This is a genomic window from Geomicrobium sp. JCM 19038, assembly GCF_000698125.1.
Classification (GTDB): domain Bacteria; phylum Bacillota; class Bacilli; order Bacillales; family Marinococcaceae; genus Geomicrobium_A.
On sequence record NZ_BAXA01000002.1, the window covers coordinates 223,553 to 236,778 of the forward strand.

At 43.7% G+C, this 13,226-nt stretch carries 12 protein-coding genes and 1 pseudogene; 12 read left to right on the forward strand and 1 reads right to left on the reverse strand.

What is annotated here, in order from left to right; translation table 11 throughout:
- Positions 1 to 68 precede the first annotated feature (68 nt).
- Positions 69 to 1,247, forward strand: coding sequence for a ParM/StbA family protein (locus tag JCM19038_RS03910; RefSeq protein ID WP_238554273.1), 1,179 nt, complete (start codon positions 69 to 71; stop codon positions 1,245 to 1,247).
- Positions 1,248 to 1,257: 10 nt separating this feature from the next.
- Positions 1,258 to 1,599 (forward strand): hypothetical protein, encoded by a 342-nt coding sequence (locus tag JCM19038_RS03915; protein WP_042414760.1) that lies wholly within the window; start codon positions 1,258 to 1,260, stop codon positions 1,597 to 1,599.
- A gap of 250 nt (positions 1,600 to 1,849) precedes the next feature.
- Here JCM19038_RS03915 and JCM19038_RS03925 read toward each other — a convergent pair.
- Positions 1,850 to 2,298 (reverse strand): annotated as a pseudogene (locus JCM19038_RS03925) (DUF4385 domain-containing protein).
- A gap of 176 nt (positions 2,299 to 2,474) precedes the next feature.
- On the opposite strand from JCM19038_RS03925, the gene JCM19038_RS03930 reads away from it, so the two are divergent.
- The 10 genes from JCM19038_RS03930 (at position 2,475) to JCM19038_RS03975 (ending at position 13,226) form a co-directional block, all read left to right on the forward strand.
- Positions 2,475 to 3,221 carry a 2-phosphosulfolactate phosphatase gene (locus tag JCM19038_RS03930; RefSeq protein ID WP_042414762.1) on the forward strand — a complete coding sequence of 249 codons (747 nt, stop codon included), beginning with the start codon at positions 2,475 to 2,477 and terminating at the stop codon, positions 3,219 to 3,221.
- A complete protein-coding gene (locus JCM19038_RS03935; protein WP_052361043.1) occupies positions 3,214 to 4,275 on the forward strand; it encodes a phosphotransferase family protein in 1,062 nt (353 codons plus the stop codon). The genes JCM19038_RS03930 and JCM19038_RS03935 overlap by 8 nt, the downstream gene beginning before the upstream one ends.
- Positions 4,272 to 5,504 (forward strand): acyl-CoA dehydrogenase family protein, encoded by a 1,233-nt coding sequence (locus tag JCM19038_RS03940; RefSeq protein WP_042414765.1) that lies wholly within the window; start codon positions 4,272 to 4,274, stop codon positions 5,502 to 5,504. Before JCM19038_RS03935 ends, JCM19038_RS03940 begins: the two co-directional genes overlap by 4 nt.
- Entirely contained in the window at positions 5,501 to 6,280 is a 780-nt protein-coding gene (locus JCM19038_RS03945; protein WP_042414767.1) for a glucose 1-dehydrogenase, read from the forward strand. The genes JCM19038_RS03940 and JCM19038_RS03945 overlap by 4 nt, the downstream gene beginning before the upstream one ends.
- A 262-nt stretch (positions 6,281 to 6,542) precedes the next feature.
- Positions 6,543 to 8,126: a sigma-54-dependent Fis family transcriptional regulator gene (locus tag JCM19038_RS03950; protein ID WP_052361045.1), complete on the forward strand. Its 1,584-nt coding sequence runs from the start codon at positions 6,543 to 6,545 to the stop codon at positions 8,124 to 8,126.
- A 185-nt stretch (positions 8,127 to 8,311) separates the two neighbouring features.
- Entirely contained in the window at positions 8,312 to 9,883 is a 1,572-nt protein-coding gene (locus JCM19038_RS03955) for a long-chain fatty acid--CoA ligase (protein WP_307189947.1), read from the forward strand.
- A gap of 12 nt (positions 9,884 to 9,895) precedes the next feature.
- The gene (locus JCM19038_RS03960) at positions 9,896 to 10,762 is read left to right on the forward strand and encodes a branched-chain amino acid ABC transporter permease (protein WP_042414770.1); all 867 of its coding nucleotides are present in this window, start codon (positions 9,896 to 9,898) and stop codon (positions 10,760 to 10,762) included.
- Complete coding sequence (locus tag JCM19038_RS03965) at positions 10,763 to 11,758, forward strand: branched-chain amino acid ABC transporter permease (protein WP_042358182.1); 996 nt, start codon at positions 10,763 to 10,765, stop codon at positions 11,756 to 11,758.
- Positions 11,759 to 12,535: an ABC transporter ATP-binding protein gene (locus JCM19038_RS03970; RefSeq protein WP_042414772.1), complete on the forward strand. Its 777-nt coding sequence runs from the start codon at positions 11,759 to 11,761 to the stop codon at positions 12,533 to 12,535.
- A complete protein-coding gene (locus JCM19038_RS03975; RefSeq protein ID WP_042358183.1) occupies positions 12,519 to 13,226 on the forward strand; it encodes an ABC transporter ATP-binding protein in 708 nt (235 codons plus the stop codon). The genes JCM19038_RS03970 and JCM19038_RS03975 overlap by 17 nt, the downstream gene beginning before the upstream one ends.

Consider the following 13,226-nt stretch of genomic DNA (forward strand, 5'->3'; position numbering starts at 1 on the left):
CTTCTGTATGATATGGTATAGGGAAACCTTAGTAAGAATGGAAAAGAAATCTATAAGGTTTCTTTTAGATGAATAGACAAGGAGCGATTACTGTGCTAATAGCAGCGGATCTTGGAAACTCAGAAACGAAAATGTACATTAATGATCAATTTCTTAAGCAACCTTCGGTCATTAAACGCTTGTTTTCTAAGCCTGAGAATTTAGAACTAGACGTTGAGAAGTCAATTTTGAACTTGGATCATGAGCTCCTCGTAAACGTATCAAGCCAAGCGATTCGTCGCGATGGATTGTTTATGATCGGTGAAAGAGCAAGCCGTTCAGCAGACGTTGAGAACATGAATATTAAACTAGGAAACAAATACAAGCACGACCTACCTGTCATTATGCTACTCGGTATGGTCGCAAGCCATGAAGTGCGTAACCAGTACATGGAGCAAGGCGCCCTTCCTAACTTCTTGGAAGTGAAAGCAAAACTATCAACTGCTATTCCAGCTAGTGAGCATACGAATGAGAAGGCAGAAGCATTACGTCGCCGTATTCTCGATCACTCACACCATGTAACCCTTCATGTTGGCGAGCAACAAGTGAACGTTCAAGTCTCGTTTGATGATGTAAACGTTACACAAGAAGGTATTCCAGCACTCTACACATTACGTGCTGCAAACCATGAAATTCTAAAAGACTATGTTTCTCTTTATGATTACAATATTTCAGAAGAGAAATTGGACAAGTTGCCGAAGAAAATCGCTGAGAAGAACATCGTTCACGTGGATATCGGTGACGGCACGACAGAATTTAACTACACAGAGAAGTTGAACCCGGTACTTGATTTGAGTGACGGTCAACGTTTTGGCGTTGGTCATGCGACACAAGAAGCCATCAACTTGCTTAAGTCTGAAGTAGGCGGCTACCTTGATCTGAACCGTCAGCAATTCATGGACATTCACCGTGATCGTAACAACCCACTTCATAAAGACGCTGTGAACAAACTCATGGAAGCGAAGTATACACAGTCTCGTTTACTTCTAGAAGCGGTACAAGAGAAAGTCGTACAAACAGCTGGTCGAGTGAACTTCATCATGGTTTACGGTGGAGGAAGCATTCAATTTAAGACGGAACTCTATGAAGATCTCATTGAATTCGCAGCAGATGCGAAGCTTGAAGTAATCTGGGTTCCAGAAGAGTATGCAATTAATATGAACGTTGATGGTCTTCGAATCTTAAACGAAAAAGTTCTTTACGCATAGGTGATGAACGATGAGAAACAGCTACACGTGGAAATTAAATAAAGAAGAAAATGCCGAGAAGATTAATGAGTGGCTTGACTCCCAAAAGAACATTCGTGATTCATTGTCTTTTGCGGTTCAGTTAATGCAACAGCATTTAGGGAATGTTGACATCCGTAGTTTTGACAATGCGAATGAGTTAATGCGTTTGTTCCAAGAAGCGCAAACAACGAAACCTGAAGAAGTTGAAGCGCCTACACCGAAGGTAACGAATCGACCTGAACAACGTCATATTCCATCTCCGTTTGCGGACGATGAAGACGACGATTGGGCAGGGTTTGTTGACAAAGGTGCATTGTTTGGCAGGAAGTAAGTGAGTGAGCAGTGTTTACTGCTCACTCTTTTTCGTTTTTGTACCGAAAGGGGTAAAGGCTGCGAATGTCGTCACGACCATGGCGAATAATATGGAGACCACCCAGTTCTGTCCGGTTGGAAGAGTCGTGTAAGCAAAGAAGGAAAACGCGAGTAGTGTGAAGAAGAGTAAAGTAAGGTTGAGATAGTGGATCGACCTGTTTTCCTTTTTAATAAACGGCACACTCCTTTCAGTCATTGAAGATAAGCCATTATCCATATTGCGTTTGGTGTTTATGCTTTTTCTTTAAATAGTCTTCATCTTCACGAACCAATTTCCATTTCTCCTGGAAAATTGATGCTGCTTCTGCCTTTTGTTCATCAATGCAACGTTCATTACGTTTGCCATCCGCGTTGTATTTCTTGCCACCAGGATAGTTAGCATACCGCCTTGCTCTTGTATAGCCCATTTGTAAGTATTTCCGTGCCATGTCCATGCCGACGAAGTCCTTTTGTTCTTTATACGATAAGTATTGGTTGTAAATCTGATCTGCGGATGCTTGGGCAATCTCAGGGTCTTAAATCGCCAATTCGGTAGAATTTCACTTTTGTATGGTTCGACCATCAGCACGCCTTGTTCACCACGACCCACTCGGTATTTGTCAGGCTGCTTTCGGAAGTCTGTATTGTCGAAATCCACTTCATCGTAGATGTTTTCCATAGCGAAACCTCCTTTTAGTCAATGTGTAATACCCGTTTTAGATTACGATGAAACCTAGAATTCGAAATTGAGTTAGAGAATTCATAAATGAATCTATTGCTGGATGGAATATACTGATTTGTCAGTCTGGTTATTGGCATTAATTTTGCAATTAAAAAGGGTACGGAGGTGTCAACGTGGAGCGATGTCGTTTATGGTTATCCAAAGAAGAGATTGATCCTGAACTATTGCAAGGAAAAACCGCGGTCATCATTGATGCATTACTTGCAACTACGACACTCATTACGATGATGGAACGTGGCGCAAAGTATGTCTATCCGGTTGATTCAATTGAAGCTTCTACTACCTTACGTGAAGAACTGTTGCTTGAAGGCTCAGTCATTCGTGGTGGAGAACAAGGTGGGCGCCCTGTCGATGAATTTGACCTCGGTCATTTGCCGACGGATTACACAGAGGATGTTGTTTCGAATCAGCGCATCGTCTTTCTGTCAACAAATGGCACGAAGGCCATTCAATGGACAGCTGCTGCTTCCAAGCGCTTGTTATGTAGCTTTCGCAATGTTCACTATGTCGCGGATTACATTCGGCGCAGTGATCCTGAAGAACTTGTCATCGTTTGCTCTGGGGCAGGCAGTCATTTCTCAATGGAAGACTATTTGTGTGCGAGTCGTTTACTTGATGAGCTGAACCTTGACGGTGTAAAGCTCGATGATGGCGCAATTCTAGCAAGTGAAGGGAAGTATTCGGATGAGCAGATCGTTTCGCTCGTTACGAAAAGCCGTGTAGGAAGATCGATGGTCAATGGGAATATGCAAGATCTTCTCGATTTTGTACTAGGTTTCAAGACGCAAGATGTTCTCGTTGAAGCAACGGATGATGGAATTCTTGCGGTATTGGAGAAAGGAGAGGTCGTTCATGAGTGAACAACGTGAAACGATCGCCGTTCGCTCTGGGGAAGAGTTGAATGAAGACGCAATCGTATCATTTTTGAGGAAGTCTTTACCGGAGTTCCCTCAAGATGAAACACTAACCATTCGCCAGTTTCCGGCGGGAGCGTCGAACTTAACGTATTTGCTTGAAAGTGATTCGTTTGAAGCGGTGTTGAGGCGTCCTCCGTTTGGCCCACTTCCAGCAAAAGGACATGACATGTTACGAGAGCACAACTTGCTAAAAGCATTATCACCGAAGTTTCCTTACGCACCGAGGCCACTCGTTCTTGGCGAAGGCACGGATGTGATGGACGTAACCTTTTATGTCATGGAGAGAAAGCATGGAATCGTTTTAGACAGTAAAGATAGCGAGATTGTTCCCTCTAGAGAAGAAGCGAAACGTGTCTCAGAACGCTTTATCGATTTGCTTGCGGAGTTACACCAAGTAGATCCTACAACAGGTGGCCTTGAGAAGTTTGGGCATCCAGAAGGATTTACGAAAAGACAAGTCGAAGGTTGGCTTAAGCGTTATGAGAAAGCGAAAACCGAAGACGTACCAGGTTTCGAAGAGTTACGGGCGTGGATGATCCGTGAAATACCGCCTGACGGTGAAGCGACGGTCATTCATAACGATTTCAAGTTGAATAACATGCTGTTTTCACAAGGATATGAGCAAGTCAATGCAGTTGTAGACTGGGAGATGGCGACCATTGGTGACCCACTCTTTGATTTAGGTGTTGCTCTCGGTTACTGGGCTGAACCGAATGATCCACCTGGCATTCGAGCTGGATTCCAATCGGTAACGACTCATGACGGTTTTTACAACCGGCGCGACCTTATTGAACGCTACGCGAAGAAAACAGGTCGTAACCTTGATCATATTCATTTTTATCAAGTATTTGCCCATTTCAAGCTCGCCGTGATTGTTCAACAAATTTACTATCGTTGGAAAAAAGGTCAGACTCAAGATGCTCGTTTCAAAGTTTATGGTGATATGGCAACTGAACTCATTAAGCATGCAAACTCAATTAGGGGGAGTTATTCATGAACTTCGAATACAGTGATAAAGTCAAACGTCTACAACGAGATGTAAGCGCATTCATAGACCGACATGTTGTACCGAATCAAAAAGTCTTTTATGAGCAATTAAACGCAGCTCCAACGCGTTGGTCAGCGCCGCCGATTATGGAAGAAATGAAAGAGAAAGCAAAGTCAGAAGGCTTGTGGAACTTATTCCTTCCTGAATCTGAACTCGGTGCGGGCCTTACAAACGTTGAATACGCACCGCTTTGTGAAATTATGGGTCGCACGCCACTTGCTCCAGAAGTGTTTAACTGTGCAGCACCTGACACAGGCAATATGGAGACGATCGTTCGGTATGGAACAGATCAACATAAAGAGCGTTGGCTTAAACCGTTATTAAACGGTGAGATTCGTTCAGCGTTTGCAATGACTGAGCCTGCAGTTGCGTCGTCAGACGCGACAAACATTGAAACACATATCGTTCGTGAAGGCGATGAGTACGTGATTAATGGTCGCAAATGGTGGACATCTGGAATTATGGATCCACGTTGTGAAATTCTCATCGTTATGGGTAAAACCGATCCGAATGGACCCACTCATACATCGCAATCGATGGTGCTTGTGCCTCGTGATACTGCTGGTATTACTGTACACCGTCACCTACCGGTATTTGGTTATGACGATGCACCACACGGCCATGGTGAAGTTGAATTTAATAACGTCCGTGTGCCAGTAAGCAACGTTCTATGGGAAGAAGGCAAAGGGTTTGCGATTGCTCAAGGACGTCTTGGCCCTGGCCGTATTCACCATTGCATGCGTTTAATCGGACTTGCAGAGCGATCGCTTGAATACATGTGTGAACGTACGTATGAGCGTGCCCCATTCGGTAAGACCTTGGCAGAACAAGGAGTTGTTGGTGAATGGATCGCAGACTCACGGATTGAAATTGAGCAAGCGCGTCTTCTAACGCTTAAAGCAGCTCACATGATGGATACCGTCGGTAATAAAGAAGGGAAAAAAGAAATCGCAATGATTAAAGTCGTCGCCCCGAACATGGCACTAAAAGTCATTGATCGTGCCATTCAAACGTATGGTGGTGCAGGTGTGAGTGATGACTTCCCATTAGCCAAAGCATGGGCGAACGCTCGTACACTTCGTCTTGCTGATGGTCCTGATGAAGTTCATCGTCGTGCAATCGCAAGACAAGAACTTCGCCCATATCGTCCAAAAGAAGTTGAGGTGACAAAAGCATGAGTGTCCTTTCACTATTCGATCTAACTGGTAAAACGGCAATTATAACCGGTGGCGGACGTGGCCTTGGCGAAGCAATGGCAGAAGCACTATCAGAAGTTGGTGCAAATGTAGTCGTCTGCTCACGTAAAGTAGAGGCTTGTGTTGCTGTTAAAGAGAAAATTGAATCAAAAGGCGGTACGGCAATGGCGCTTGCTCTTGATGTCACAAATGAGGAGCAAGTCGAAAGCGTTGTCGAAGAAGTTCACCAGCGGTTCGGTTCAATAGATATTCTTATTAACAATAGTGGCACGTCATGGGGTGGGTATGCGCCAGAAGACATGCCGATTGATAAGTTTAAGAAAGTTGTAGACGTTAACTTGAACGGAACGTTTATAATGACACAAGCGGTCGGAAAACGGATGATCGCAGATGGAACAAAAGGGCGCATTATTAACATCGCTTCGATTGCTGGTTTCCGTGGATCAAATCCAGATGTCATGCAAGCCATTGGTTACAACAGTTCTAAAGGTGGCATGATCACAATGACGAAAGACTTCGCTGTGAATTGGGGTCGTTATGGGATTACGGTAAACGGTATTGCGCCAGGGTTTATTCCGACGAAGATGTCCCAAGATGTGATTGCTCCAATCAAAGATCAAATGATTGCGAAAGTACCACTCAAACGATTAGGAGAAATGCAAGACATGCAAGGCGCTGCGTTGTACTTAGCATCGGATGCAGCGGCCTTTATGACAGGACAAACACTCGTCCTTGATGGTGGTGTGCTCTCTAGCTAAAGTGGATGCACATGCTCTCTTCTAAGTCTACACGTTACGTGTAGGAACTTTGAAGAGAGCTTTTTGATTTAGAGTATGCAGTCAATGTTGTTCGATAATCGTGCAGTTAATATATACGAAAAGTGTATATTTAAATCAATCAAGTACGACTGAATCGATGAAAAGGCGCAAAGAAAGCGTTGTCTCTTCCTTTCCAAATTATGAAATGATATAATAGATAGAAAATTGCTATTAATCCTAACGTTTAGAGGGGGTGCATGTGATGTTGACGAAATCACTAGGGCATTTTCCATTTCCGACTGCCGTTACGAACGAAGAAGGCGACATCGTAGAGGCGAATAAAGCGTTTTATTCCGTCATGGATCACGCTGAAACATATATTCAAAGAGATATGCGACGATTTTTACGTTCCAAGCAACAAGAACATAGTCCGGTTGTTATTCCCGGTACGTCTTATCGAATGATCGCTAGACCTTATGAAGATCAACAGGACATGCATGCACTCATTCTGTTTCGTGACGAACAATTTCATCAAATCAATCAGATTATTGAGCACTCGTATGACGGCTTATCGGTCACGGATGCGACTGGCGTAACGGTCATGATTAACGGAGCTGTTGAACGATACACAGGGGTGCCAAGGGAATACTTTCTAGGGAAAAGTGCCGAACGCCTCATTACGAGAGGGTTTCTGCAAGAGTCTGTGACGGCACAGGTCATTAAAGCTCGTAAACCTGTAACGGTATTCCAAGGTGGAACAAACGACCAACAAATTATGATGACTGGAACCCCTATTTTTAGTGGAGATGAGGTAAGACAAGTCGTCATTAATTTGCGTGACATTACAGAACTTGTCTATCAATACCAAAGTTATCTACGAACGAAAGATACCGGTGATGATAGCGCGGGTCACGTTGAGCATCAAGACGTTGAAATGGTTCAAATTAGTTCAATGGTAAGTCGGATTGCAAATGTTGATGCTTCGGTCTTGTTAATGGGCGAAACGGGTGTAGGGAAAGACGTCATTGCGAATCAACTGTACGAGAAGAGTGATCGCAAAAATCATGGTGAATTCATTAAGGTAAACTGCGGTGCAATCCCGTTTGATTTGCTAGAATCTGAATTGTTCGGGTATGAAGACGGTGCATTTTCAGGTGCTAAGCGCCATGGGAAACCAGGAATGTTCGAACTCGCAGATCGGGGAGTCATCTTTCTTGATGAAGTTGGGGAACTTCCGAGTGCGTTGCAAGTGAAATTGCTTCGCGTGCTTCAAGACGGTGAGATTAGGCGAATTGGTGGTACGGTTACGAAGAAAGTGGATGTGCGAATTATTAGTGCAACGAACCAGAACTTACGGCAGATGGTTCGCGAAGCGAAATTCCGAGAAGACCTTTATTACCGGTTGAACGTGTTGCCGATTAAGATTCCGCCTCTTCGAGAACGCCCGAACGACATTGACTATATCGCGACTCATTATTTGAACAAATACGGAGAGAAATATCGAGTGCAAAAGAAGTTCTCCGATAATTTTGTGCAGTGGATGCATACGCATCAATGGCCTGGGAACATTCGTGAGCTTGCGAACTTAATTCAACGATTAGTCATCACGGTTGCAGAACCAATAATTGACGTTGAACATTTACCAATTGATTATCAGAGTAAGTTTGATGATGAGGAATTATCGAATGAGAATCTTCTTAAGAAAGCAGCGGAGGATGCAGAGCGTAACTTATTAGAAAAGGCAATGGCAAAATACAAAACGACATATAACGTCGCAAAGGCACTTAACTCAAGCCAAGCGACAGTCGCAAGAAAAGTGAAGAACTACGGAATAACCGTGCACTAACCCTAACCATTCGTTAGGGTTTTTTGTTGGTTCAATCTTGAATTGTATAATTCATTTTTGAATTAAACGTAAAGAATAAAGCCCAACAGAACAGCCTTGAAAGTTGGCATATAAGTTGCAGATATAATGTATCAAACTAGTATTTCGTAAGCGCTTACAATTTAATGATTAAAGGGGGATTAGATTTGGTTAAACAACCATCTAGTTATGAAGGAATTAGTATACCTGAGATGTCATTGCCTGAATTGTTGCATGAAAGTGTAGCAAAGCATAGCCAGAAGGTCGCGATGACGTTCGGTGAAACGAGAACTTCATATGGTGACATGCTTGACCGCATTCAAAGCCTTGCTCAAAGCCTAAAAAACTTAGGAGTAAAGCGCGGGGATCATGTTGCGCTCATGCTACCGAATTGTCCGCAATACCCGATTAGTTATTACGCTGTCTTGTACTTAGGAGCAACAGTCGTGCAAGTTAATCCGATGTATAAGCCACCAGAGCTGTTGCACATTCTTCGTGATGCAGAGGTGAGTGTGTTTTTCATCTTGGAAGACTTAATACCTGTGTATGATGCCATTAAAAATGATGTTTCATTAAGAGAAATCATTCCCGTCTCTTGGACATCACCTAGTCGCTACGATGAACTACTACAACAAGACCCCATAGAAAACGGTCCGGAGTACATTTTACCGAAAGAAGACGTCGCAATCATTCAGTATACGGGTGGGACGACGGGACGCTCCAAAGGGGTCATGCTCACGCACTTTAACATCGTAGCCAATACGTTTCAAGCTGCTTCAACACAAGTGGAAACGGAGGAAGAGGAATCAACGAGCCGTGTATTAACGGTCATTCCGTTGTTTCACGTCTATGGAATGACGAGTGCGATGGTGCTTACATTCTACCGGGGTGGGGACTTGATATTGTTGCCGCGCTTTGATGTTGAGCAGGTCGTTCAAGTGATTGAAACGAAGAAGCCTACGTATTTCCCTGGCGTTCCGACGATGTACTTGGCGTTGTATCAGTATTATCAAAAACGTCCATTTGATTTATCTTCAATTATGAACTTTACGAGTGGTTCAGCGCCATTGCCAGTTGAAATGATGAACAAGTTACTCGGATTGTCGTCTGTACCAGTTCTTGAAGGATATGGTCTTTCAGAAGCTTCTCCAACCACACACCGCAACCCTGTGGATGGTGTGCAAAAGCCAGGAAGTATTGGCATTCCGATTCCGAATACAGAGTCAAAAGTTGTCGATGTTGCGACAGGTAAAAACGAAGTACCGACGGGCGAAGTTGGGGAGCTTGTCGTTAAAGGTCCTCAAGTGATGAAAGGGTATTACAAGTTACCAGATGAAACAGTTGCGACGCTCCGTGACGGATGGTTATTTACAGGAGACTTGGCAAAGCAAGATGAAGATGGCTATTTCTATATTGTCGGACGCAAAAAAGAGCTCATAATTGCAAGTGGATTTAACGTCTATCCAATTGAAGTTGAAGATGTTTTATACCGAATTGATGGTATTGAAGAAGCTGCAGTTGTAGGTGTTCCCGACCCTTATCGCGGTGAAACGGTAAAGGCATTTATCGTGAAATCTCAGGAAAAAGAACTAACGACTGAACAAATAGAACGTGAATGTAAAGAAAAGTTAGCGGCATACAAAGTACCAAAGATCATATCTTTTATTGACGAGCTACCGAAAACAGCAGTAGGAAAGATTTTGAAGCGTGAGTTGATTACATTCGAAGAGTCTAAATAAAGGGGTGGGGGAATGGATGTTTTATTGCAGCAACTGTTTAATGGGTTAACAGTTGGAAGCGTTTACAGTTTGGTGGCACTCGGTTTAACGCTCGTATATGGAATTCTTCATATTCCGAACTTTGCTCACGGTGCCCTGTATATGGTTGGGGGTTACATTACGCTTATGTCAATGGCGCTTATGGGGGTTCCGTATTTTATCGGAATTGCGATCTCCATAGTCGTTGTTGGATCTTTGGCGATGTTGATGGAGCGTCTCGTATTTAACCCACTCCGTCATGCACCGCCGATTCATGACAAAATTGCTGCAATAGGAATTCTACTCTTTCTTGAAACGCTCGTTCAACTCGTCTGGGGTGCAGATTATCGAGCGATGCCAACACCATTTGCAGATACCGTTTCATTTCTAGGTATTACGGTTACGTGGCAACGAATTATGATTATCGTTGCAGCTGTTGTCGTAATGGTTTTGCTACAACTGTTCTTAAAGAAAACAATGGTCGGTGCTGCAATCGTTGCGATGTCGCAAAACCGCGAAGGAGCTTTTCTTGTCGGGATCAACGCGAACAAAGTGGCGATGCTTACGTTCTTCGTATCCGGTGCGTTAGCTGCCATTGCGGCTTCAATTGCATCACCAATTAACCTAGTTTATCCAGGTATGGGACATCTCGTCATCTTAAAAGCATTTGTCATCATTATTATTGGGGGGATGGGAAGTGTACCAGGTGCCATCATTGGAGGCTATATTCTCGGCTTAACAGAGAGCTTAGGAGCAACCTTTATCTCAGCTGCATATAGCGACTTAATTGCATTTGTTCTGCTCGTTGTGATCTTAACGATGAAGCCACAAGGGTTGTTTGCACAGAAGGGGGCGCATTAGATGCAAGGATTGAAGAAAATGCGAATGCCGCTCATCTTTTTACTCGTTGCACTCTTGTTTCCGCTATTCACAGATAACCAGTATTACATTTATGTTGTCACACTCGCATTCATTTATGCGATCGCAGTCTATGGGATGAATCTAGTCGGTGGATACACAGGGCAATTATCACTCGCTCATGCAGGTTTCTTTGCAATTGGTGCGTATGCACTCGGTTTGCTCACAGTCGATGCGAACGTTCCTTACTGGCTAGCCTTTGTTTTAGCCCTTGTTATTACAACGGTAATTGGAACACTCGTTGGACTTATTGCGCTTCGAACGAAGGAGCATTTTTTCGCTATTTATACGCTCTGTGTCGGTTACATTATTTATCTCATTATCTATGAATGGGACGCATTAACCGGTGGGGTTCGAGGCTTGATAGGCATTGAGAGTCCAGCTGCGATTGGTCCAATTACGTTTGATACAGGAATCTCAAACTATTATTTAATACTCGTTTTCTTAGTGTTAACCGTGATCTTCATGAAGTTCTTGACGGAGTCAATTGTCGGTAGAACATATGTGGCAATTCGGAATAGTGAGGAACTCGCTCAAACGATTGGGATTAACACGATGAAACAGAAATTGATTTCATTTGTAATCTCTACATTTCTAGCAGGGTTAGCAGGTGCATTATACGCATCGTTCGTTCGGTTTATCGGCCCTGATATTTCGTACACGATGATGACGTTTGATTTCCTTATGTACGCTATTGTTGGTGGATTTGGAACGTTGTTCGGTCCAGTAGTTGGAACACTACTCATCGTTATTTTGACGCAATCTTTACAATTTATGGAAGACTTCAGAATGATCATTTTCGGACCGTTGCTCGTCTTGCTCGTTATTTTCTATCCACGAGGCATTGTTGGTGGATATCAGATGTGGAAAATGAAACGAGCGTACAAGAAAAAGCAACGATCGGTTGATCAAGGGTCAACGTACGAGGGGGGAGATTAAATGCTCATCGAAACGAAAGGACTTACGAAGCGGTTCGGGGGATTAGTTGCTGTAAACGATGTAGAAATCGGTATTGAAAAGGGTAAGATCACTGCAATTATCGGCCCTAACGGTGCCGGGAAATCGACATTGTTTAACCTAATCAGTGGGTATCACCCATCGAGTGAAGGTTCGATTACTTTCAAAGGTGAAGATATTACGAAAAAGCGTTCGTTTAACATCGCTAAATTAGGGATTGCGCGGACGTTTCAGACGACAAACCTGTTTGAAACCGCAACGGTGATGGACAACGTCATTGTAGGGCATCGCTTACGAACGAAGTCAAATGTGTTTGATGCGGTTTTTCGTACTCCGCGCCTGCGGCGCGAGGAACGAGCGTCACGAGCAAAAGCAGCGGAAGTTTTAGAGTTTGTTGGCCTAGAGCATGAGGCACATCGGCTCGTTCAAGACATTTCACAAGAAGCTAAGAAACGTGTGGCCTTCGCGTTAGCGCTTGCTACTGACCCTGAAATTGTCTTTTTAGATGAGCCGGCTGCGGGCATTAACCCGGATGAAACTGAGAACTTAGCAGCCCTGATTCGTAAAATGATCGACCGTGGGTTAACCGTCTGCCTGATTGAACACAAGATGCAAATGATCATGGGGCTTGCGGATCATATTGTTGTCCTTAATTACGGCAAGAAGATTGCTGAAGGCACACCGGAAGAGATTCAAACGAATGAAGAAGTTATTGAAGCTTATTTGGGAGGGGGCGATAAACATGCTGAAGCTGAGTGACGTATCGGTTCGTTATGGAATGTATGAAGCGCTTTCTGACATCTCTTTAACGGTTGAAAAGGGAGAGCTCGTCGTATTGCTCGGAGCAAATGGTGCAGGAAAGAGCACCATTTTCCGTACCATTAGTGGTCTTAACAAACCGGTAAAAGGTACGGTCGAGTTCAATGGAGAATCGATTGGCGGACGCTCGGCGAGTAAGCTTGTGAAAAAAGGAATTGGCCATTGTCCAGAAGGTCGTAAGTTGTTTCCTGCAATGAGTGTCTATGAAAATTTAAGAATGGGAACGTATGCGGTTCGTGGAGATAAGAAGGAAACCGCTCGAATGCTTGAGCATGTGTATGATTTGTTTCCAATCTTACGCGAAAAAGCAAAGGAAAATGCAGGATCATTAAGTGGGGGTCAACAACAAATGCTTGCAATTGGACGCGCGCTCATGTCGAGGCCGAAAGTGGTCTTGTTCGATGAACCGTCCATAGGCCTAGCGCCACTCATTACAGAGCAAGTGTTTGATGTTATTCAAGAAATTAATAAAGAAGGTACGACGGTGCTTTTGGCTGAGCAAAATGCAAATGCAGCACTTCGTATTGCTGATCGTGGTTACGTCATTGAAAACGGAAGAATCGTCGTCTCAGGCACCCAAGATGAATTAATGCAAAATGATGAAGTTCGTAAAGCTTACATTGGTGCGTAA

Coding starts and splice junctions, on each gene's coding strand:
- JCM19038_RS03970 (WP_042414772.1), top strand. CDS start 11,759: ATGCTCATCGAAACGAAAGGACTTACGAAGCGGTTCGGGGGATTAGTT.
- JCM19038_RS03950 (WP_052361045.1), top strand. CDS start 6,543: ATGTTGACGAAATCACTAGGGCATTTTCCATTTCCGACTGCCGTTACG.
- JCM19038_RS03975 (WP_042358183.1), top strand. CDS start 12,519: ATGCTGAAGCTGAGTGACGTATCGGTTCGTTATGGAATGTATGAAGCG.
- JCM19038_RS03965 (WP_042358182.1), top strand. CDS start 10,763: ATGCAAGGATTGAAGAAAATGCGAATGCCGCTCATCTTTTTACTCGTT.
- JCM19038_RS03935 (WP_052361043.1), top strand. CDS start 3,214: ATGAGTGAACAACGTGAAACGATCGCCGTTCGCTCTGGGGAAGAGTTG.
- JCM19038_RS03915 (WP_042414760.1), top strand. CDS start 1,258: ATGAGAAACAGCTACACGTGGAAATTAAATAAAGAAGAAAATGCCGAG.
- JCM19038_RS03940 (WP_042414765.1), top strand. CDS start 4,272: ATGAACTTCGAATACAGTGATAAAGTCAAACGTCTACAACGAGATGTA.
- JCM19038_RS03960 (WP_042414770.1), top strand. CDS start 9,896: ATGGATGTTTTATTGCAGCAACTGTTTAATGGGTTAACAGTTGGAAGC.
- JCM19038_RS03945 (WP_042414767.1), top strand. CDS start 5,501: ATGAGTGTCCTTTCACTATTCGATCTAACTGGTAAAACGGCAATTATA.
- JCM19038_RS03910 (WP_238554273.1), top strand. CDS start 69: ATGAATAGACAAGGAGCGATTACTGTGCTAATAGCAGCGGATCTTGGA.